This window comes from Actinoallomurus vinaceus (genome assembly GCF_039542055.1).
Classification (GTDB): domain Bacteria; phylum Actinomycetota; class Actinomycetes; order Streptosporangiales; family Streptosporangiaceae; genus Actinoallomurus; species Actinoallomurus vinaceus.
In genome coordinates, this window is sequence record NZ_BAABHK010000003.1 from 699,287 (window position 1) to 718,269 (window position 18,983).

At 71.0% G+C, this 18,983-nt stretch carries 19 protein-coding genes, 1 pseudogene and 1 riboswitch; of the genes and pseudogenes, 9 read left to right on the forward strand and 11 right to left on the reverse strand.

The window, feature by feature from the left end:
• Window positions 1-6 precede the first annotated feature (6 nt).
• Together ABEA24_RS14235 and ABEA24_RS14240 are read left to right on the forward strand one after the other, a co-directional pair.
• Window positions 7-837: a polysaccharide deacetylase family protein gene (locus ABEA24_RS14235; protein ID WP_345431244.1), complete on the forward strand. Its 831-nt coding sequence runs from the start codon at window positions 7-9 to the stop codon at window positions 835-837.
• Between the two features lie 95 nt (window positions 838-932).
• The gene (locus tag ABEA24_RS14240; RefSeq protein WP_345431245.1) at window positions 933-1,796 is read left to right on the forward strand and encodes a polysaccharide deacetylase family protein; all 864 of its coding nucleotides are present in this window, start codon (window positions 933-935) and stop codon (window positions 1,794-1,796) included.
• An 8-nt stretch (window positions 1,797-1,804) separates the two neighbouring features.
• On the opposite strand, the gene ABEA24_RS14245 is transcribed toward ABEA24_RS14240, so the two are convergent.
• Entirely contained in the window at window positions 1,805-2,743 is a 939-nt protein-coding gene (locus tag ABEA24_RS14245; RefSeq protein WP_345431452.1) for an alpha/beta hydrolase, read from the reverse strand.
• 82 nt (window positions 2,744-2,825) lie between these two features.
• On the opposite strand from ABEA24_RS14245, the gene ABEA24_RS14250 reads away from it, so the two are divergent.
• Together ABEA24_RS14250 and ABEA24_RS14255 are read left to right on the forward strand one after the other, a co-directional pair.
• Window positions 2,826-3,401, forward strand: a complete 576-nt coding sequence (locus ABEA24_RS14250) for a PadR family transcriptional regulator (RefSeq protein ID WP_345431246.1) — start codon at window positions 2,826-2,828, stop codon at window positions 3,399-3,401.
• A gap of 41 nt (window positions 3,402-3,442) precedes the next feature.
• Window positions 3,443-3,853 carry a hypothetical protein gene (locus ABEA24_RS14255; protein ID WP_345431247.1) on the forward strand — a complete coding sequence of 137 codons (411 nt, stop codon included), beginning with the start codon at window positions 3,443-3,445 and terminating at the stop codon, window positions 3,851-3,853.
• A gap of 165 nt (window positions 3,854-4,018) precedes the next feature.
• On the opposite strand, the gene ABEA24_RS14260 is transcribed toward ABEA24_RS14255, so the two are convergent.
• The 3 genes from ABEA24_RS14260 to deoC are packed head-to-tail and all read right to left on the reverse strand — an operon-like array spanning window position 4,019 to window position 7,246.
• Entirely contained in the window at window positions 4,019-4,873 is an 855-nt protein-coding gene (locus ABEA24_RS14260; RefSeq protein WP_345431248.1) for an aldehyde dehydrogenase family protein, read from the reverse strand.
• Window positions 4,870-6,294, reverse strand: coding sequence for an aldehyde dehydrogenase family protein (locus tag ABEA24_RS14265; protein ID WP_345431249.1), 1,425 nt, complete (start codon window positions 6,292-6,294; stop codon window positions 4,870-4,872). The genes ABEA24_RS14260 and ABEA24_RS14265 overlap by 4 nt, the downstream gene beginning before the upstream one ends.
• Before the next feature lie 7 nt (window positions 6,295-6,301).
• The gene (gene deoC / locus ABEA24_RS14270; RefSeq protein ID WP_345431250.1) at window positions 6,302-7,246 is read right to left on the reverse strand and encodes a deoxyribose-phosphate aldolase; all 945 of its coding nucleotides are present in this window, start codon (window positions 7,244-7,246) and stop codon (window positions 6,302-6,304) included.
• Window positions 7,247-7,468: 222 nt separating this feature from the next.
• Here deoC and ABEA24_RS14275 point away from each other — a divergent pair, with 222 nt between their 5' ends.
• Window positions 7,469-8,080: a hypothetical protein gene (locus tag ABEA24_RS14275; RefSeq protein ID WP_345431251.1), complete on the forward strand. Its 612-nt coding sequence runs from the start codon at window positions 7,469-7,471 to the stop codon at window positions 8,078-8,080.
• A gap of 245 nt (window positions 8,081-8,325) precedes the next feature.
• On the opposite strand, the gene ABEA24_RS53520 is transcribed toward ABEA24_RS14275, so the two are convergent.
• Both ABEA24_RS53520 and ABEA24_RS14280 read right to left on the reverse strand, forming a co-directional pair.
• A complete protein-coding gene (locus ABEA24_RS53520) occupies window positions 8,326-8,625 on the reverse strand; it encodes a DUF6247 family protein (protein WP_486303921.1) in 300 nt (99 codons plus the stop codon).
• A 282-nt stretch (window positions 8,626-8,907) separates the two neighbouring features.
• Window positions 8,908-9,804 (reverse strand): bifunctional 5,10-methylenetetrahydrofolate dehydrogenase/5,10-methenyltetrahydrofolate cyclohydrolase, encoded by an 897-nt coding sequence (locus tag ABEA24_RS14280; RefSeq protein ID WP_345431252.1) that lies wholly within the window; start codon window positions 9,802-9,804, stop codon window positions 8,908-8,910.
• A 23-nt stretch (window positions 9,805-9,827) separates the two neighbouring features.
• Window positions 9,828-9,912, reverse strand: a riboswitch (ZMP/ZTP riboswitch).
• Window positions 9,913-10,030: 118 nt separating this feature from the next.
• Between ABEA24_RS14280 and ABEA24_RS14285 the strand changes: the two genes are divergently transcribed.
• The gene (locus ABEA24_RS14285; protein ID WP_345431253.1) at window positions 10,031-10,765 is read left to right on the forward strand and encodes a TSUP family transporter; all 735 of its coding nucleotides are present in this window, start codon (window positions 10,031-10,033) and stop codon (window positions 10,763-10,765) included.
• 37 nt (window positions 10,766-10,802) lie between these two features.
• Here the strand turns inward: ABEA24_RS14285 and ABEA24_RS14290 are convergent, their stop codons facing one another.
• Window positions 10,803-11,336, reverse strand: coding sequence for an NUDIX hydrolase (locus tag ABEA24_RS14290; RefSeq protein WP_345431254.1), 534 nt, complete (start codon window positions 11,334-11,336; stop codon window positions 10,803-10,805).
• A 106-nt stretch (window positions 11,337-11,442) separates the two neighbouring features.
• Here ABEA24_RS14290 and ABEA24_RS14295 point away from each other — a divergent pair, with 106 nt between their 5' ends.
• Window positions 11,443-12,246 (forward strand): SAM-dependent methyltransferase, encoded by an 804-nt coding sequence (locus ABEA24_RS14295; protein ID WP_345431255.1) that lies wholly within the window; start codon window positions 11,443-11,445, stop codon window positions 12,244-12,246.
• Window positions 12,247-12,347: 101 nt separating this feature from the next.
• On the opposite strand, the gene ABEA24_RS14300 is transcribed toward ABEA24_RS14295, so the two are convergent.
• Both ABEA24_RS14300 and ABEA24_RS14305 read right to left on the reverse strand, forming a co-directional pair.
• Entirely contained in the window at window positions 12,348-13,745 is a 1,398-nt protein-coding gene (locus tag ABEA24_RS14300) for a uracil-xanthine permease family protein (RefSeq protein ID WP_345431256.1), read from the reverse strand.
• Between the two features lie 62 nt (window positions 13,746-13,807).
• Window positions 13,808-15,085 (reverse strand): RNA-guided endonuclease InsQ/TnpB family protein, encoded by a 1,278-nt coding sequence (locus ABEA24_RS14305; protein WP_345431257.1) that lies wholly within the window; start codon window positions 15,083-15,085, stop codon window positions 13,808-13,810.
• A 150-nt stretch (window positions 15,086-15,235) separates the two neighbouring features.
• Between ABEA24_RS14305 and ABEA24_RS53525 the strand changes: the two genes are divergently transcribed.
• Complete coding sequence (locus ABEA24_RS53525) at window positions 15,236-15,382, forward strand: transposase (protein ID WP_425551193.1); 147 nt, start codon at window positions 15,236-15,238, stop codon at window positions 15,380-15,382.
• A gap of 39 nt (window positions 15,383-15,421) precedes the next feature.
• Here ABEA24_RS53525 and ABEA24_RS14310 read toward each other — a convergent pair.
• Both ABEA24_RS14310 and ABEA24_RS14315 read right to left on the reverse strand, forming a co-directional pair.
• Window positions 15,422-15,808 (reverse strand): annotated as a pseudogene (locus ABEA24_RS14310) (AraC family transcriptional regulator ligand-binding domain-containing protein); the annotation flags it as partial.
• A 92-nt stretch (window positions 15,809-15,900) separates the two neighbouring features.
• A complete protein-coding gene (locus tag ABEA24_RS14315; protein ID WP_345431259.1) occupies window positions 15,901-17,622 on the reverse strand; it encodes a PucR family transcriptional regulator in 1,722 nt (573 codons plus the stop codon).
• Between the two features lie 223 nt (window positions 17,623-17,845).
• On the opposite strand from ABEA24_RS14315, the gene ABEA24_RS14320 reads away from it, so the two are divergent.
• A complete protein-coding gene (locus ABEA24_RS14320) occupies window positions 17,846-18,772 on the forward strand; it encodes an oxamate carbamoyltransferase subunit AllH family protein (RefSeq protein ID WP_345431260.1) in 927 nt (308 codons plus the stop codon).
• The last annotated feature ends 211 nt before the right edge of the window (window positions 18,773-18,983 follow it).

Below are 18,983 nucleotides of genomic sequence, written 5' to 3' on the forward strand. Positions count from 1 at the left end.
GGATGGATGCGCGGAATACGGTTGATCGCGTCGTGTGTGCTCGCGGCGCTGCTCGGAGTGGCCTCCGGCCTGTGGCCTGACATCCGGGTACGGATGAACGCCCCCGCCGCGCACGCGGCGGAACGTCCGGCGATGGCGCAGGTCCTGGCGCCTCCCCGGTGGCCGGCTCCGAAGCCGGGCACCTGGCAGCTGTCCTACCAGCGGCACGGCGACGGCCTGCCGCCGGTCGTCGACCGGATCGCGACCCAGGACAAGGTCGTCTTCATCACGATCGACGACGGCTGGGAGCACGACACCCGGTTCGTCGACATCGTCCGGACCCAGCGGGTGCCGATCTTGGTCTTCCTCACGGACCAGGCGGCCCGGACCGGCTACGAGTACTTCTGGGCGCTGCAGCACGCGGGCGCGCCGATCGAGGACCACACGATGGACCACGCGGCGCCGTTCAACGACATGCGGCGGCTGTCCTCCTCCGCCCAGCACCGGCAGATCTGCGACTCGGCCGACATCTACGCCCGCCAGTACGGCAGGCGACCGGAGATCTTCCGGCCGCCCGGCGGCTCGTACGACCAGGTCACCCGGACCGCGGCCCGTGACTGCGGCATGAAGTCGGTCATCGTCTGGTCGATCGAGTTCTACAACGGCCTGTCCGGCCGGCTGGCCCGGATGGACGGCGGCTCGGACCTGCGGGCCGGCGACATCATCCTGATGCACTTCCGGCCCGGCCTGGCCCGGGACTTCGAGCACCTGCTCACCTGGATCCGCCAGGCGGGACTGCGTCCCGCGGCGCTGGAGAACTACCTCCCACGTTCTCTCGGCGGCAAGGCGGCGGGGTGACCCATCCCACGTTCGCGTTTCGTTAAATCAGGTTGATCAACCGCCAGATCCGGACAGTTTTATAAATGTCCACCGTCGTTCCTGGGGGATATCCGATGGCTTTTCGCCCACTGCTCCGCACCCTCACCGCGGCCGCGGTCGCGGTGCTCACCGCGGGAGGCGTGGCAGCCTGCGGCCCGGGCACTCCGCACCAGCGGACCGCGGCGCCGGTGGCGTCGCGGGGACCGGGAGGCGGTGCTCCGAGCGAGACGCCGACCGGCGGCCCGCCCACGTCGGCCTCGGGGTCGCCGTCCACCTCGTCCTCCCCTTCACCCACGCCGAGCGGCTCCCCCACGTCCGGCACGCCGTCGGCGTTCCCGCGGTCGCGCCACGGCCTGCCTCCGGTGATCAGCGACATCCCGGTCCAGGACAAGGTCGTCTTCATCACCATCGACGACGGCTGGGAGAAGGACGCCGACTTCGTCCGGCTGATCCAGGAGCGGCAGATCCCGGTGACGCTCTTCCTGGCGAACATGGCCGTCAAGAAGAACTACGGCTATTTCCGCGAACTGCAGCAGGCGGGTGCGCTCATCGGGGATCACACGATGACGCACCCGTACATGCCGGGGCTGTCCTACGCGCGGCAGAAGCAGGAGATCTGCGACGCGGCCGACATCTACACCACGCAGTACGGCTCGCGCCCGACGCTGTTCCGCGCGCCGTACGGGGAGACCGACCACGACACGCTGCGTGCCGCGCGGGACTGCGGGATGAAGGCGATCTTCTTCTGGCGAGAGGTCGTCAGCAACGGGCGGATCGCCTACCAGCGGCCCGGCGGTCTGCGCCCGGGCGACATCCTGCTCGTGCATTTCAACCCGAACATGACCGCCGACTTCAAGAAGATGCTCCGCACCATCCAGAAGCAGGGCTTCCGGCCCGCCGCGATGCGGGATCACCTGCCCGCGGAGTTCTTCCAGTAGTCCTCCGGTCAGGGATGCAGGGCGGTGCGGAGCGCCCGGAGCCAGTGCGCGGTCGTCGCCGTCGCGATCGCGCTCTCCGGCGCGAACGCCTCGAAGAAGTGCCAGGCGCCCGGCACGTGGTGGAGCTCCACCGGCACGTCCGCCTCGATCAGCCGCCGGGCGTAGTCCACGCCCTCGTCGCGGAGGGGGTCCATCCCGCAGGTGAGGACGTACGCCGGCGGCAGGCCGCGCAGGTCCTCCGCCCGGGCGGGCGCGGCGTACGGTGAGGCCTCGCCCCGGTCGGGGCCGAGGTAGTTGTCCCAGGTGTGGACGAGGCCGGGACCGTTGATGATCCTGCGGTCGGTGACGTTCCGGCGGGAGGCGGCCACGTCCCGGTCGTCGAGGCACGGGATCAGCAGGCACTGGTAGGCGATGGCGGGCCCGCGCCGGTCCCGCGCCATGAGGGCCATGACGGCGCTCAGGCAGCCGCCCGCCGACGCGCCCGCGACGGCGATCCGGTCCGGGTCGAGGCCGAGCGCGGCGGCGCCGTCCGCCATCCAGCGCAGCGCCGCGTAGCAGTCCTCGACCCCGGCGGGGAACCGGTGCTCCGGCGCGAGCCGGTAGTGCACGTTGACGACGACGGCGCGGGCCTCGGCGCAGGCGTCGCGCGCCATCGGGCTCGGGCCGTCCAGCTCGCCGTACGCGAAGCCGCCGCCGTGGATGTAGAGGATCCCGGGCAGCACCTCGCCCTCGGCGGCGTCGGCCGGCCGGATGACGTGCAGGTCGAGCTTGTCACCGTCCGGCCCTGGGATGGCCTCGGATTCCACGGTCACGCGGGGGTCCGGGCCCATCCGCGGGGCCACCAGCGCGGCGAAGTTCGCGCGGGTCGCCTCGATGTCGGCGTAGGGGTTCGCCGGGCGCGCCGGGAGCGCCGCGAAGACGTCCGCGAGTTCGGGGTGGACGTACATGAGCACCTCAATAGTCTCAGTGATACGGTTGCAATGAGACGAAGGTATGGTCTCAGTGAGACGGTGTCAACGGGAGGTGCGCGTGGAGTTGAGCATGTCGGCGTACGTCGTGCTCGGTCTGATCGCCCGTCACGGCCCGATGACCCCGTACGAGCTGAAGGCGCGCGTCGAGGAGAGCATCGCCCCGTTCTGGCCGATCCCGCACGCGCAGCTCTACCGCGATCCGCCCCGGCTGGCGGAGATGGGCCTGCTGACCGAAGAGACCGAGGAGAGCGGGCGGCGCCGCCGCTTCTTCCACCTCACCCCGGCGGGCGAGAGGGCGCTCCGCGACTGGCTGGCGGCCCCGGAGGTCCCCCAGGCCGAGTTCCGTGACCCCGCCCAGCTCAGGCTGGCCTTCGCCGACCTCGGCGACCCCGACGACCTGGCGCGCCTCGCGCGGACCCAGGTGCATCAGCACCGAGAGCTGATGAGGATGTACGAGCAGCGGCGCGCCGCGCTCGACCCCGGCGACGCGGGCACCGTCTCCCGCGAGCGCATGCTGTCCTACGGGATCCTGCACGAGCAGGCGCACGCCGCCTTCTGGGAGACCATCGCCGCGGCGGAGGACCCGGACGACTCATCCGAGCCGACCCCCCGGGACCACTGGCAGGCCAACTGACGCCCACCCCGCCCCGGGCCGCCTCGATCGGGCGACCGCCGATGCGCGGGCGCTCGCCGGCGGTCGGCATGGTAGGCGCGGCCGTCGCGCCCCGCCGCAACCCGACGATCATCGCGGGAATGATGGCCATGGGCGGCCTGGGACTCGCGCTGGTCGCGGCCGGGACCCCGGTGACGTTCGTCCTCGGAGCGGTCTTGGCCTTCGCGGCGGGATGGGGCTGGACCGGCCTCCTGCTCGCCACCGCGCTGCGGCTCGTCCCCGGCCGGGCCGAGAACACGGGCCACACCGGACAGGTCGGCATCTACAGGGGCGCCACCGTGGCTCCGTTCGCCTTCAGCGCCCTAGCCGGCGCCACCGGCCTCGCGGGGGCCGCCCTCATCGCCGCCGCGGCCGGCGTCGCCGGGGCGGCGGCCACACTCGCCGGAGCGCTGCTACTACGACGCAGCGGGTAACGGGAAGCGCGCCGACGCCGTACGGGGCCTCAGACGACAGGAATCGCGCCGCCGCCGTACGCCGCCTTAGGCGAACGGAAAACCGCGCCGATGCCGTACGGGCCTCGGGTGAGCGGGAACCGCGCCGGTGTCGTCGCCGGCGCGGTCGGCCCGGCCGCCGCGGGGTCAGATGCCGACCGGATGCCAGACGGTCTTGGTCTCCAGGAACGCGGTCAGCCGGCCGGTGCCGGGGTCGGCGCTCCAGTCGTCGGCGGCCGGGCGGTGCACCCGCTTGAGGGTGTCGGCCGCGGCCCGCTCGCAGTCGGCCGCCAGATCACCGGGCGCGCCGGTCAGGTCGAGGGCGTTGACGTCCTGGTGGGAGGCCAGCCAGGGGGCGAGCTCGGCGCGGTGCCCGGTGAGGAGGTTGACGACGCCGCCCGGCAGGTCCGAGGTGGCGAGCACCTCGGCCAGGGTGATCGCCGGAAGGGGCGCGGGCTCGGAGGCCACGACGACCGCCGTGTTGCCGGTGACGATCACCGGGGCGATCACCGAGACCAGCCCGAGCAGCGCCGAGTCGGGCGCGATCACGCCGACGACACCGGTGGGCTCGGGCGTGGAGAAGTTGAAGAACGGCCCGGAGACCGGGTTGGCCGACCCGGTCACCTGGGCGAACTTGTCGGCCCACCCGGCGTACCAGACCCACCGGTCGATCGCCGCGTCCACCTCGGCGGCGGCCGCCGTCTTGCCGAGACCGGAGCCGCGCAGTTCCTCGACGAACTGGCCGCGGCGCCCCTCCAGCATCTCCGCGACGCGGTAGAGGATCTGGCCCCTGTTGTAGCCGGTCCGCCCCGCCCAGCCGGACTGGGCCTTGCGGGCGGCCACCACCGCGTCCCGTACGTCCTTGCGCGAGGCGCGCGCGGCGTGGGCCACGAACTTGCCTTTGGCGTCGTTCACGATGACGGTCCTGCCGGACTCCGACCGGGGGAACACGCCCCCGATGAACAGCTTGTACGTCTTGCGGACACTCAGTCGCTCGCTCACCGCAGGTACGCCTCCAGTCCGTGCCGTCCGCCCTCGCGCCCGAAACCGGACTCCTTGTACCCGCCGAACGGGGAGGCGGGGTCGAACTTGTTGAAGGTGTTCGCCCAGACCACGCCCGCCCGCAGGCGCTCGGCCATCCACAGGATGCGCGAGCCCTTGTCGGTCCAGATCCCCGCCGACAGGCCGTACGGGGTGTTGTTGGCCTTCTCGAGCGCCTCGGCCGGCGTGCGGAACGTCAGCACCGACAGAACCGGCCCGAAGATCTCCTCCCGGGCGATCCGGTGCGACGCCGCCACCCCGGTGAACACCGTCGGCACGAACCAGAAGCCCCGCTCGGGCAGCTCGCACGCCGGTGACCAGCGGGTCGCGCCCTCCGCCTCGCCGGTGTCGGACAGCTCGCGGATCCTCGCCAGCTGCGCCGCGGAGTTGATCGCGCCGACGTCGGTGTTCTTGTCGAGCGGGTCGCCGACCCGCAGCGTCGTCATCCGCGCCTTCAGCCGGTCGAGCAGTTCCTCGGCGACCGACTCCTGGACGAGCAGCCGCGAACCCGCGCAGCACACGTGCCCCTGGTTGAAGAAGATCCCGTTGACGATCCCCTCGACCGCCTGGTCCAGCGGCGCGTCGTCGAAGACGATGTTGGCGGCCTTGCCGCCCAGTTCCAAGGTGAGCTTCTTGGCCGTGCCCGCGACCGACCGGGCGATCTGCCGGCCGACCTCGGTCGAGCCGGTGAAGGCGACCTTGTCGATCCCGGGGTGCTCGACCAGCGCGCGGCCCGTCTCCCCCGCCCCGGTCACGATGTTCACCACACCGGGCGGCAGGTCCGCCTGGACGCAGATCTCGGCGAACGCCAGCGCGGTCAGCGGCGTCGTCTCCGCCGGCTTCAGCACGACGGTGTTACCGCAGGCCAGCGCCGGTGCGATCTTCCACGCCAGCATCAGCAGCGGGAAGTTCCACGGGATCACCTGCCCCGCGACGCCCAGCGGCCGCGGGTCCGGGCCGAACCCGGCGTGGCCGAGCTTGTCCGCCCACCCCGCGTAGTAGAAGAAGTGAGCCGCGACCAGCGGCAGGTCCACGTCCCGCGACTCGCGGATCGGCTTGCCGTTGTCGATCGACTCCAGGACCGCCAGCTCCCGCGAACGCTCCTGGATCAGCCGCGCGATCCGGAACAGGTACTTGGCCCGCTCCGCGCCCGGCATCGGGCCCCACACCGTGTCGTACGCGCGGCGGGCGGCCGCGACCGCGCGGTCCACGTCGTCGGCGCTCGCCTCGGCGACCTCGGCCAGGGTCTCCTCGGTGGCCGGGTTGATCGTCTTGAAGGAGTTCTTCGCCTCGACGAACTCCCCGTCGACGAACAGGCCGTACGACGGCTTGATGTCGACGATGGCCCGTGACTCCGGCGCGGGGGCGTACTCGAAACTCATGTCTGCCTCAGTCGAGAGTGAAGTAGTCGGGGCCGCCGTACACGCCGGTCGTGAGCTTGCGGCGCTGCATCAGCAGGTCGTTGAGCAGGCTGGACGCCCCGAGCCGGAACCACTCGGGCGTCAGCCAGTCCGGCCCGGCCGTCTCGTTCACGAGCACGAGGTACTTGATCGCGTCCTTGGTCGTACGGATCCCGCCCGCCGGCTTCACGCCGACCTGGCGGCCGGTCCGCGCCCGGAAGTCGCGCACGGCCTCCAGCATGACCAGCGTCACCGGCAGGGTCGCGGCCGGGCTCACCTTGCCCGTGCTCGTCTTGATGAAGTCGGCGCCCGCGAGCATCGCCAGCCAGGACGCGCGGCGCACGTTGTCGTACGTGACCAGCTCGCCGGTCTCCAGGATCACCTTCAGGTGCACGTCGCCGCACTCGGCCTTGACCGCGACGATCTCGTCGAACACCTTCTGGTGGTCGCCCGCCAGGAACGCGCCTCTGTCGATCACCATGTCGATCTCGGTCGCGCCGTCGTCGATCGCCCGGCGGGTGTCGGCGAGCTTGGCGTCCAGCGGCGCCCGCCCCGACGGGAACGCCGTCGCGACGCTCGCGACGCCGATCCCCGTGCCGTCCAGGGCCCGGACCGCCTCGCCGACGAGGTCGGAGTAGACGCAGACGGCCGCGACCTTCGGCACACTCGCATCGGCCGGGTCCGGGTGTGCCGCCTTCGCGCACAGCGCCCGTACCTTGCCGGGGGTGTCCGCGCCCTCCAGCGTCGTCAGGTCCACCATCGAGATCGCCAGGTCGATCGCGTACGCCTTCGCCGACGTCTTGATCGAACGGGTCGCCAGCCGCGCGGCCCGCTCCTCCGCCCCCACCTGGTCCACCGCCGGCAGACCGTGCAGGAAGCCGCGGAGCTCGGCCGGCGAGGCGGCCGTGTCCGCGAAGGTCGACAGGTCAGGCACGTCTCCCCCTGTGTTCGAGTGTCCGGTCGAGGATAAGCCCCGCCACGAGGAGCATGACCACCTGCAGGTGCTCGATCCCCCACGATTCAACAGTCTTCGCGGAACGGACGGCAACAGTACGACGACGAGCACACGAACACCGTGACGTCGCGAGGTCGGGCGACCTACACTTGCGCGGCTCTCATCGTTGATCGGGCCGAGTGAATCGGGCGGAGTGAAGACGTGTTCGTTCGTCTGACCGTGGCCGCGGCCGCCTTGCTCGTCACGGCGGCTTGCTCCCAGCACACCGGCACGCCCATCGGTCGCACGGTGGAAGCGCCGTCGCCGCACACGCTCACTCCGAGCGCGGCACTGGACCTCCATGCCGCGGTCCGGCGATGGTGGCAGCGCTCCGTGGCCATGCCTCGCTCGCAGTACTTCACTCCGAAAGGGTGTGGGCTGAAGCAACCGGCCGACATCTGGCTGCTCGGCGGCGGCCCCGCAGGGGACGAGACTCACCGTCGCTGCGACGTTCCCGCGAACCGGCTCATCCTCGCACCGGTCATCACAGGATTGGCCGACACCGACCTTCCGTCTCCTTCGGAGCCCATGCCCGACTCGGGCCCGATGGACGTCCGGCTCGACGGCCGGTCCCTGACCCCGGTCAAAATCGAGAATCGCCCCTACCGCCTGCACGGGGCCCCCGGATCGGTCGTACGCGGTGACGTACGGGTCACCGACGACGGCTACTGGGTGCTCCTCCCCGGCCTGGCGCCCGGCGTGCACACGCTGACCATCCGAATTCCCGGACTGCACGAGCGCCCATACCTGGCGTGGACGCTCAACGCCACCTGATCGCCGAGGGTTGTCCGATGGGGCCCGCGGTGCCGGCCGATGGCCTGATCTATGCCCTCACCGGCGACGGCGTCGTGCACTGTTTCGACGCGGTCACCGGGGAGCCGCGCTGGCTGTTCACCGCGGACGAGCCTGCGGGGCCCTCCGCCTGGCGAGCCGGGGCAATAACGGGCCGTTCCGCACCTGCTCAGGAAGCCCGTTCAACTCATACAGAGCACGTCCGTGGAAGCCGTCGAACTTGTAGCTCACACCCGGCCTTCCCACTCCGGGGGGACGTAGCGGACGAACGCCTCCGAACGTCCCTGGACAGCGTCCTGAACAGCCTCTTCGTATCCCGGCCGAGCATAGGCGATCGCTCGCAGGCGCCACCGCCTGAGTAAGGTCTGCACCTGCTTGAATCGCGCAAGATCGTGTGCTGCATCGAGGGCTTGGTCGTATTCTGCCCGGAACTGCGCACGGTGCGTTTGCGGAAGCGCATCAAAGATCGCGGCCGGATTCTCACCCGGATCTTGCGGCCCGGCAGGCCCACTTCTCTTCTTAGTCACCTTCGGTAATCTTATGGTATCGTTCTGTCATTAGCACGCTCCGCGCCCAGGCGACGCGGGGCACCCTCCTCGGTCCGATAGCTGTGCAGGCTGGACCGATAGCGTCCGGAGGGACGTGCCACGCGGGTCGGCGGCTCTGCCTGCCGACACCAGGGCACGAAGACGATTGGCATACGCCCGGCATCCAGCCAGGACGACTCCTGAGGATTCCTCAGAATCGCTTAGCCAATCAGAGACGCTCTAGCGGCTCGGCGGCCATGCCCTAACGCATGGCCATCGGGTTCATCGCGCGCCGTCACATGAGAGGACTCGGCGATCGGGTCCCAGACCCAACTGCCGGGCCGCCGCGTCCACGGTCTGGGCGAGGAGGACGGCGATGGTCATGGGTCCGACGCCGCCGGGCACCGGTGTGATGAGGCTCGCGCGGGTCTGGGCGGTCTCGAAGTCGACGTCTCCGACGTTGCCGGGGTTGTAACCGGCGTCGATCACGACGGCTCCGGGCTTGACGTCCTCGCCGCGGATGAACTGCGGCCGGCCGACGGCGGCGACCAGGATGTCGGCCTGGCGCACGATCGATTCCAGGTCCTTCGTGCGCGAGTGGCAGTACGTGACCGTGGCGTTTCCGGCGAGCAGCAGCATCCCGACCGGCTTGCCGAGGATGGCGCTGCGGCCGACCACGACGGCGTGCCTGCCCGCGAGGTCGACGTCGTACTCCTCCAGCAGCCGCATGATGCCGCCGGGAGTGCAGGACACGAAGCCCGGCAGCCCGAAGCTCATCGCGGCGAAGGACCGCATCGTGACCCCGTCGACGTCCTTCTCCGGGGCGATGGCCTCGAACGCGGCGCGCTCGTCGATGTGCGAAGGGACCGGGTGCTGGAGCAGGATGCCGTGCACCTGCGGGTCCTGCGACAGGGCGCTGACGGCGTCGACCAGTTCCGCCGTCGTGGTGGTGGACGGCAACCCCACGTGCCGCGAGACGATGCCCGCCTTCTCGCAGCGGGCGCGCTTCATGCGGACGTAGGTCACCGACGCGGGGTCGTCTCCGACCAGCACGGTCGCCAGGCACGGCGCCGTACCGGTGTCCCGGGTGATCTGCGCGGCCCGGGCGGCGCTGCGCTCGGTGATGCGGCGGGCCAGGCCCGTACCGTCCATGAGGCGGGCGGCGTGCGTCTGGTGCATGGGCTGCTCCTGTGCGGTCCTCACGACTCGGCCCAGGCGCACGGCACGATCCTCTGCCGGGCCGCTCCCCGGTGGTGCTCCACCTCAGCGCCAGTCACGGCCCAAGATCCACACTAGCAACCGGCTGGAATCGGGGTCACCGGCAGGCGCCCGCCCTCGAAACGCGTTGAAGCCGGCCGTTCCGCCGGTGAAGGCTCTCGACCGTGTCTCGTGAGAAGGAGCCGTCGTGACGGGTGTCTGGACCGCCGACCTGTGCCTGGGGGGCATCGTCCTCGTGGGCGCGTCCGTCCAGCGGCTGGCGGGGATCGGTTTCGCGCTGGTCGCGGCACCCGCGCTGGTGCTGTTCCTCGGCCCCTCCCAGGGCGTACTGCTGTCGAACGCCGCGGCCGGTGCCATCAGTGTGATCGGGCTGGCGGATGGATGGCGGCGGGTCCGGCTGCGCGCGATGATGCCGCTGGTCGTCGCGGCCGCCTGCACGGTGCCGGCCGGGGCGTGGGTCGCCGCCCGCCTTCCCCAACAGATTTTGCTCGCCGGGATGGGCGCGCTGGTGACCGCGGCGGTGCTGCTTGTGATCTTCGGCACACGGGTGCCCGCGCTGAGAGGATCCGGCGGGGCCGTCGCCGCCGGTGCCGCGAGCGGCTTCATGAACTCGTCGGCCGGAGTCGGCGGCCCGGCGATGTCGCTGTACGCGGTGAACGCCGACTGGCCGGTGCGGGAGTTCGTCCCCAACGCGCAGTTCTACGGGGTCGCCGTGAACGCCCTGTCTCTCCTGGTGAAGGGCGTGCCGCGGCTCACCGTCACCGCCTGGCTGCTGGTCACGGCCGGGCTGGCGGGAGGTGCCGTCGCCGGGCGGGCGCTCGGCGATCGCATACCGGAACCCCGTGCCCGGCGGATCGTGCTGCTGCTCGCCCTGGCCGGCGGCCTCACCACGCTGGCCAAGGGCCTGTGGGAGCTCACGTGATCACCCGTACGGTGCGCCGTCGGAGATCGTGTCCCGCTCAGGTCAGCCGACCGGCGGCTCGCAGCTCGTCGAAGATGATCTGGTCCACCGGGGAGACGCGGTCGCGGTCGGCGTAGGACAGCCAGACCACCTCTTCGATCTCGCTGCTGGGCGAGAGGGTACCGAGGTAGTCGCCGATGTAGCAGGTCATCCTGACCTTCACGCCGTCCGGATGACCGTGCGCCTGCGCCTCGTACGTTCCCAGGTGGGCGACGGTCTCGGGAACGATCGCGACGGTGAGCTCCTCCTCGATCTCCCGGACCAGGGTCTGCAGGTCGCTCTCCCCTGTCTCGCGCTTGCCACCGGGAAGGTAGTAGGCGTCCTTGCCGCGCGACCGCGTGCTGAGAACCCTGCCGCCCTCGACCCTGATCCACGCCACCTTGTCGATGACCGACATCGCCTCTGCCCCGATCTCCCGTACGGCCTTGATCGTGGCGCACCCTACCGAGGTCGGCTCGGCTCCCGATACCGACCGGACGGTCGCCGCCGCCTGAGCCGCTCCGCCGCCCAAAGGGAGCAGGAGGTCGAGCACCGGTCATCGACCGCGACCGGGGACCACTAAGGTCTTTTTTGGATCAAAGCGGCGTGAAGCCTGCCCGCCGGCCGGAGGCCGACGTGCATGGTAGTGAGGAGAGGCGATGTCGGGTTGGGGACCTCGGCCGGGCGGATTCGACGCGACCGTGCCCAACATCGCTCGGATGTACGACTACTACCTCGGCGGGAAAGATCATTACGAGGCGGACCGGATACGCGCCGAAGAGGCGGTCGCGGCCGACCCCACGCTCGTCAACCTGATCAAGGAGAACCGCGCGTTCCTGGGACGTGCGGTCAGATACCTCGTCGAGCAGGGCATCGACCAGTTCCTCGACATCGGCACCGGCCTGCCCACCCAGCAGAACGTGCACCAGATCGCGCACTCGGTGAACCCCGGCGCCCGGGTGGTCTACGTCGACTACGACGAGCAGGTGGTCGCGCACGGGCGGGCGTTGCTCGCCCGCTCGGCGCATACCGAGATGATCCAGGCTGATCTGCGCCGGCCCCGGGAGCTCCTCGACCGCGTGGAGGCCAAGCGGCTGCTGGACTTCAGCAAGCCGGTGGCGCTGTTGCTGGTGGCGACTCTGCATTTCGTCCCCGACGAGGACGACCCGGCGGGCATCATGACCGAGCTGCGTGACGCGCTCGCTCCGGGCAGCCACCTGACCCTGACCCACGCCTCGGCCGACGGCATCCCCGACGTGGTCGCCAAGGTCGTCGAGGTCTACAAGAAGACGTCCGCGCCCGGCACCCCCCGTACCAACGATCAGGTGACGGGCCTTTTCGGCGACTTCCCACTGGTCGACCCCGGCCTGGTGTGGGCGCCGCTGTGGCGGCCCGAGCGTCCGGTGAGCCCGGAGGACGCGGTACGGACCTGGTTCTACGCGGGCATCGGCCGCAAACCGTAGGACCTGGGCCCGCGCGCAGCACGATCTCCCGCTCGATGCCGGGTCGAGCCTCCGGCCCGGCGGACCGGTCGCCCATGAGGCGGAACCACGCCGGCCGGGCGTTATTCCGGCTCCCCGGGACGGCGGCTGCGGGCGCCGGGCATGACATCGCGCTCGCCGGGGGCGATGACGCCGGCGCCGGTGTCGCGCGGGGTGCGCTGGACGGCGTTGAGGACGTGGTAGCCGAGCAGGACGGCGATGGTGCCGAGGGCGATGCCCTGCAGCGGGAAGTCCTTGGTGATCTTCAGGGTGACGTTGCCGATGGCCAGGATGATGCCCGCCGCCACGGGGACGAGGTTGACCGGGTCGCCGAAGTCCACGCGGTTCTCGATCCAGATCTTCGCGCCGAGCAGGCCGATCATCCCGTACAGCACGACCGTGATGCCGCCGAGGACGCCGCCGGGGGTCGCGGCGACCAGCGCGCCGAACTTGGGGCACAGGCCCACGAGGATCGCCACGATGGCGGCGACGTAGTAGGCGGCGGTCGAGTAGATCCTGGTGGCGGCCATGACGCCGATGTTCTCGGCGTACGTGGTGGTCGGCGCGCCGCCGACCGCGGTGGCCAGGACCGTGCCGATGCCGTCGGCGGCGATGGCGCGGCCGAGGTACGGGTCGAGGTCCGCGCGGGTCATCGCGGCGACGGCCTTGACGTGGCCGGTGTTCTCCGCGATGAGCGCGATGACCGGCGGCAGGGCGACGAGGATCGCGGAGGTCTTGAAATCGGGGGCGTGGAGGTGCGGGAGGCCGAACCAGTCCGCCGCCTTGACCTTGCTCAGGTCGACGCGGAAGTGGGAGGTGACCTTGCCGGTGCCGTTGGGCGCGGTGATCCGGCCGGCGGTCCCGTCGAGGATCCAGGACAGGAGGAAGCCGAAGACCAGGCCGATCAGGACGGCGATCCGCGCCCAGAAACCGCGCAGGACGACCGCGCACAGGACGACGACGGCGAGGGTGGCGAGCGCGACCCACTGGTCCTGCGGCCAGTAGACGTTCGCGACGACCGGCGCGAGGTTGAAGCCGATCAGCATGACGACCGCGCCGGTGACGACGGGCGGGAAGATCCGGTGGATGATCCCGGCGCCGAGCACGTGGATGACCACACCGACCACGGCCAGCACCGCACCGGCGACGAGGATCGCGCCGGTCACGTTCGCGGTGCTGCCGCCCGCCGCGCGGATGGAGGCGACCGCGCCGACGAAGGACGCGCTGGTGCCGAGGTAGCTGGGCACCTTCCCGGCGGTGATCAGCAGGAACATGGTCGTGGCGATGCCCGACATCATGATCGCGAGGTTCGGGTCGAGGCCCATCACGACCGGGAACACGAAGGTCGCGCCGAACATGGCGATCACATGCTGGGCGCCGATGCCGACGGTGCGGCCCCAGGACAGGCGCTCGTCCGGCGCGACCACCTCGCCCGGCGGGGGTGTGCGCCCGTCGCCGTGCAGTTTCCAGCCGATCGCCATGGAGTCCCCCCGGGGGTGGTCAACAGCTCATCTCCGAGGTCTTAAGTGTGCATGAGAACGAGTCAGCTTCTCGGCCGTGAACGGCCGGGCTTGCGGCTCGGGTGTTCACGCCTTGTTGCGCTCCCCGTCGCGGCTGGCTGTCGTGCCGGGGTCGCATCTCCCTTCCCCCTGGAATTGGGGGTCGGGACGGGCATGCTGACGAATGCCCACGCCACGCACGCCCGTTTGCGGATGTTGGTGGCGGCGATGACGTCGGCGGGGCCAGCGAACCCGCACCGACGGCAATGGAAGGTGTCCCGGTCGGGCCGGTTGGCCCGCTGGGTGTGTCCGCACCAGGGCACGGGACATTGCTGGGAGGTGTAGGCCGGGTCCACTTCCACGAACGGCACCCCGGCCCGCAGTGCCTTGTACTGGAGGAACTCACCGAGCTGATGGAACGGCCAGGTAGAGAGCGTGGCCCGCTGGTGCCGCCTGAGCCGTACCCGATCGCGTATCCCACTCAGCTCTTCGAGTGCGATACCGCGTCCGGTGCGTCGGGCATCGGCCACGATCTGTTTGCTGATCTTGTGGTTCTCGTTCGAGGCGTGCCGCGCCTCCCGCGCTGACCTTCGGGCCAGGCGGCGGGCGGCCGACCGGCTTCCCGCGGCTTTCTTGGCCTGCAGTTCGGCGCGCAGCCGGGCTTGGCGCCTGCGGTACCGCGCCAGGCCCGTGCCCTGGTGGTTGTCCCCGTCGGAGGTGGTGGCCAGGTTCACGATCCCCCGATCCACCCCGATCCAATCGGTCGGCTCAAACTGCGGGGTCTCGTCGACCTCACAGGTCGCGATCAGGAAGAACATCCCGTCGCGGTGCACCAGATCGGTCTCGCCCTTGCGGTGGTCCGCCAGAAACTTCAATTGCCCGGGCTCGCCGGTGAAGGCGATGCCCCGGAGGCGGCCTTGGGCGGTCCAGATCGAGACGGTCCGGGCGTCCATCTGCCACGACAGGCACCGGTCATCGAACGGCTGAGCCGCATCCACCCGGAAGGCGATGGGCTTGGACTCGGCTTTGCGGCGCCGAGGTGAATGCTCACCGCCCAACAGGCCCGCTTCGATCTGGGCGTGCAGGGTGGTGTAGGCGTCGGCGACCTTACGGATCACATGCAGCGCAGGCTGCGCCGACAACCCCCGCGCCTTCAAATCCGCATAGACGAGCTTTTGCAGCTTCTGCCGGGCGAACACACCCTTCTCAAACGCGAGCGCCGACACCTCATTGGCGGCGGCGTTGCACAGGGGCAGGGTCACCGCGAGCGCCGCCGCCTGCACGGGCGTCGGCACCAGCTTCACCTGCACCACCAGCTTCACGGAAAGTGACCCTACAAGTGCGCACCGACATCGACGTCGAACTCCGCGAATTCAGCGGCGAAACCGACCACGTCCACCTGCCCCTGCACTACCCCACCCAAGATCGCCCTGTCCCGCCTGGTCAACAGTCCCAGAGGGGTCTCCGCTGCCATCTCAGGCAGGAATACCACGCCCACCTGTCGAAGCACCTGGTGGGGCGGTCACCTGTGGTCCCCGTCCCACTTCGCCGTCTCCTGCGGCGGCACACCCCTGGCGATCATCACCGGATACATCGAGAACCAGAAACGACCCGACTAACCAACCAACCGCCCAAGCGGCGGAAGGACCCCGGACCTGATACCGGATCGTCAGATGCCCGTCGTCGCCGATCACATCGACGTCGTCGGCGTCACCGTCGTCGCCGACGACATGGATGTAACGGATGGCGGTGGTGAACCCCTCGCCCAGCGTCGCGGCCGTCTCGAACAGGTAGTCGTTCAGATGCAGCCATCCCCGGCTCCACCGGCCCGATATCCGTAGACCGAGGTGGGGATCGGGAAACTCCAGCCGGCCGAGCCGCCACACCTTGACCAGCTGCAGCGTCGGAACCTGCACGGTGTCGTCGCCCAGCGCCCAGACCGGAAGCCCCACCCGGCGGCTCAACACCGCAGAGTCGACGCCGAGCCCCCGCAACGAATGCAGGACGAACCGCACGAGAGCGGTCGAGACCGTCCCTTGTGCCACCGATCCCCCAACAGCCGTGGGCCCGGACGAAGCCGAAACCTACACCTGCACTCTGAAAGGGAACGGGTGTCGCCGCGGGCACGGTGGGGGCCTCAGATCCCCCGCATGCGCAGGACGTGCAGCGCGAGGGTGAGGTTGAGGCGGAGATGGGCGTCGTCGGTGAACGGGCCCAGCAGGCGCTCGAGTTTGCCGATGCGGTAGCGGAGCGTGTTGTAGTGGAAGTGCAGGCGGCGGGCGGTCTCGGCGACGTTGAGGTTGGTCTCCAGCAGCACCTGCAGCGTGCGCCGCAGGTCGACCGCCTCCGGGTCCCGGTCGCCCGCGAGCTCGCCGAGGGTCTCCTGGACGAAGGCGTGCAGCTCGGCGGTGTCCTCCACCAGGCTGAGCAGCCGGAAGACGCCGAGCTCGTCGAAGTGCACGATGGCCCCGTCGCCGTGCATCTGCCGCCCGACCCGTACCGCCTTGACGGCCTGGTCGTACGCCGACGGCAGATCGGCGGGCAACTCCGCGACGCGGCTCGCCCCGACCGAGAAGGTCCGCTCCTGGTCGGCGAAGACCGTGGCGGCGTCCTTGGCCAGCGCCTGGACGTCGCAGGCGTCGGCGGCGACCACCGCGACGACCTCGCCGGAGAACCCGGCCACCGCGCCGTTGCGGTCGCGGCGCCGGACCGCCGAGGTCCACGCGGCGACGAGCCGGTCCTGGAGCACGCGTTCCTCCGGGCCGCGCGCGGGCCCGCGGTCGAGGGCGGCGACGATGACGGCGGAGGGGCGGCCGAGGTCCCAGCCGAAGCTCGTGCTGTGGGCGACGACGTGCTCGTCGTCGCCGGAGTTGCCGGTGAGCACGTCGCGCAGGAAGTCCGCGCGGTACTTGCTCTCCACGGCGGACACGGCCTGCTGCTTGGTGATGAGGAGGGCGACGACGGTGGCCGCGCGTTCGAGGATGCCGACGTCGGGCGCCGACCCACCGATCGCCGCCATCCGGCCGTACGTGAAGCCTCCGGCCACCACGGGCACGACGAGATGCCCGTCGAACTCCGCCGCCCCCGGGTCGTCGCAGGTGACCGGCCCGATGGAGGGAACGGTCGCGTCCGCTGCCGGGAAGAAGGACGGGGCGGCGGCCTGCCGCAGAGGCGGGAGGGCGTCGGGCGGCGCCTGGTCGCCGGTGTCCGGCGGTGTGGCCCGCAGCCGGGCCAGGAGCGCCTCGTCGCCGGAGGCCGCGAGCCGTCGGCCCTCGCCGTCCAGTACGGCCACGGCCGCGCCCAGGAGGGTGGCGACCTCGTCGGTGACCTCCTGGAGTCCGCCGCCGCACAGCACGATCTGCACGAGGGCCCGGTGCACCTCCTCGCCGCGCGCCAGGACCGCGGCCTGCCGGTTGAGGATGTCGGTGAGCACCTGGTTGAGGATGTCGTCGAAGCCGACGTCCTCGGGCAGCAGGATGAGGGGGAGGTCGAGCCCGTCGGCCTGGTCGATCATCTCGGCCGGCAGGTGGTCGAGGTAGCGGCCGGGTTTGACCGCGAGGGCCGCGAGCCCGCACGCGTCGAGGTCGGCGACCAGGTGGCCGAGGGATTCGGGGGTGTTGCGGAGTGGATAGCCGGTGGTCAGCAGGAGTTCGTTGGGCTTGACCCAGGCGAGGACGTCCGGGACCTCCATGACGTTCAGGCGCTGCACGACGCGGCCGAGCCCGCCGGCCCCGGCGATGAGCCGGGCGTCCGCGAGGGTGGACAGGCCCAGAATCTCCCCGACGGACAGCCCGTAGGTCAGCGTGCCGGTGCCGGCGATACGAAGCGTCGGAGGACGAGGTACCGAAAAAGACGACATGGCCGCCCCATCTGCCGAAGTTTCCCCCCGGTAACGATCACACGATGACGATAAATACGAACGCTGGCAACCATCGTTGGCAGAATTACCCATACGGCCATGGCCCGCACCCGATTACGTTCACGACCGTGACCGGCCACGATGATGTATGCGGCATGGCCGGGCGACGGTGTGCCGGACGGGCCACGGGACGATCCGACCCAGCGCAGCGCGGGAGGTCCGGATGAAGGCGTCCACCACCGCCGGGCGGCGACGCGGCCCGCGTGCCGCCCCGGCCTTGAGCCTGCCGGGCGCCGCCAGCCTCGGCGTCCGTGCCGTGCTCGGCGGTCCGCGGCGCGCCGCCCGCGCGGTCGCCGTGTTCCCCTCCGCGGCCTATCTCCGGATCGACGGACCCGCCGAGCCGATCATCCTGGCGCTCGTGACCTCCGACGCCGTACGGCCGCCGAACGCCGTGGTCCTGGCCGCACCGGCCCGTCAGGAGCCGTTCCGCGGCGTCCGTGAGGGTGACGTCGCGTTCGCCGGGGACGGCGGCGTGGAGGTCGCCACGCGGCTGCGGGTGCGGATCCGGCGCTGGTGGGACCCCACTCCGGTGCTCGGGCCGCTGTCGCTGGCCCGGCTCGCGCACGGGGCCCACGCGCTGGGCGAGCTGACCGGGCCGTGGGGCCTCAGCGGGCACCCGGTGCCGGGCGTTCTCGCCGACAGTTGCGCGGACGGCGACCTCGCCCATGCCGTCGACGCGGCCGAGCGGATCGTCGGCCTCGGCCCGGGTCTGACGCCGAGCGGCGACGACGCGCTGGCGGGCCTCCTGCTCGCGCTGCGCCTGCTCGGCGGGGCCGTGCCCGGCGGTGGACGCGCCGTCTGGCTGGCCGACTGGCTGGGCGCCGCCGTCACCGCGTACGCGTGCGAGCGCACGACCGCCCTGGCCGCGACCCTGCTGCAGTGCGCCGCGCGCGGTCAGGCGAGCATGGAGACCGCCGCCGTGCTGCGCGGCATCGCCGGCCAGGAGCCCCTGGTGCCCGCCGCACGCCGCCTCGTCGACATCAGCCACACCTCCGGCGCCGACGTCGCCTGGGGCCTGCTCACCGGCTGCCGTGCCGCCCTGGCGCTCAGCGCCCCAAAGCCGGACACCGACCGCGGACAGGCCCGCTGACCGTCGCCGGACCTGGGCGGGCACGAATCCTGGTCCACCCCGGCGAGCAGGATCCCGGTTCCAGGACTCTGACCGCCACCGGACCGAGGCGGGCCGGATCCCGGGTCCACGACGAGGTCTGTCGATCCCTGCCCTACGCGCGCATCGGCCCAGCGCGGTTCGCCGTCATTGGCTCTTCTGCTGGGCCGCTCGTGATCAATACGCTCGAGCG

Coding starts and splice junctions, on each gene's coding strand:
- ABEA24_RS14235 (WP_345431244.1), top strand. CDS start 7: ATGCGCGGAATACGGTTGATCGCGTCGTGTGTGCTCGCGGCGCTGCTC.
- ABEA24_RS14240 (WP_345431245.1), top strand. CDS start 933: ATGGCTTTTCGCCCACTGCTCCGCACCCTCACCGCGGCCGCGGTCGCG.
- ABEA24_RS14245 (WP_345431452.1), bottom strand. CDS start 2,743: ATGTACGTCCACCCCGAACTCGCGGACGTCTTCGCGGCGCTCCCGGCG.
- ABEA24_RS14255 (WP_345431247.1), top strand. CDS start 3,443: ATGCGCGGGCGCTCGCCGGCGGTCGGCATGGTAGGCGCGGCCGTCGCG.
- ABEA24_RS14265 (WP_345431249.1), bottom strand. CDS start 6,294: ATGAGTTTCGAGTACGCCCCCGCGCCGGAGTCACGGGCCATCGTCGAC.
- ABEA24_RS14280 (WP_345431252.1), bottom strand. CDS start 9,804: ATGCACCAGACGCACGCCGCCCGCCTCATGGACGGTACGGGCCTGGCC.
- ABEA24_RS14295 (WP_345431255.1), top strand. CDS start 11,443: ATGTCGGGTTGGGGACCTCGGCCGGGCGGATTCGACGCGACCGTGCCC.
- ABEA24_RS14300 (WP_345431256.1), bottom strand. CDS start 13,745: ATGGCGATCGGCTGGAAACTGCACGGCGACGGGCGCACACCCCCGCCG.
- ABEA24_RS14315 (WP_345431259.1), bottom strand. CDS start 17,622: ATGTCGTCTTTTTCGGTACCTCGTCCTCCGACGCTTCGTATCGCCGGC.
- ABEA24_RS14320 (WP_345431260.1), top strand. CDS start 17,846: ATGAAGGCGTCCACCACCGCCGGGCGGCGACGCGGCCCGCGTGCCGCC.